General features: G+C 62.9%; 1 protein-coding gene. It reads left to right on the top strand.

All coding sequences use genetic code 11. The features are described from left to right. Positions 1–520 precede the first annotated feature (520 nt). A partial coding sequence (locus FS320_RS49550; RefSeq protein WP_244627794.1) for an SUMF1/EgtB/PvdO family nonheme iron enzyme occupies positions 521–690 on the top strand: 170 nt, incomplete at its 3' end.

Below are 690 nucleotides of genomic sequence, written 5' to 3'. Positions count from 1 at the left end.
CCTTCCTTCCGCGCCCCAGGCCTGCGGCCGTTCCGGTGAGCCCGAGTGCCATGGCAGGATACACTGCCAAGCCGTCTTCCTCACTGGTGCAAAACCCTGAAACTGCCGGAGGCAAGCCCTGAATCTTCAGGAAAGGGCCGTCTGCGCCCCGCGCCGGAATTCCGGCGTCAGGTCATCGCCGTCCTCCGGAATCCGGATCCGGGTGACGAGCTCCGTCCATTCGGACCCGACTGGGCCTGGGGCATCGGCCCACGATGGGGCCGTGGCCCAAATCAGGGTCTGCCTCCATCGATTTCAGGATTGACCCCAATAGCGCCTCGGCCACGAACGGGACGACACTGTCGGTATGCCAGGATGGGAGCAACGGTTCTTGCGGCTGTCCTCATCGGTCAAGTGGATGGCTCACCTGGTCAAGCAAGCGCCGACACCCCGTCTACGATGAACCCGACAAGAAGGTGTTGTCCGCCGGTACGTCACGCCGACAGCGCACACCCTTTCCAGGCTTTCCAGGAAAGATGCCATGAATGACGCAGACTTAGTCGGCTCGTCAGACGTTACCGTTCACTGGCAGCCGGACGACAGCAGCATGATCCGGATTCCCGGCGGCACGTTCCGCATGGGCTCGGATCAACACTACCCCGAGGAAGCGCCGGTTCATCGCGTCACCGTCGACGGTTTCTGGATCGACCG

Origin of the sequence: Microvirga tunisiensis (genome assembly GCF_009296175.1) — a bacterium.
GTDB lineage: Bacteria > Pseudomonadota > Alphaproteobacteria > Rhizobiales > Beijerinckiaceae > Microvirga > Microvirga tunisiensis.
The sequence above is the reverse complement of the archived record's forward strand: the minus strand, read 5'-3'. Positions and strand labels throughout refer to the sequence as shown.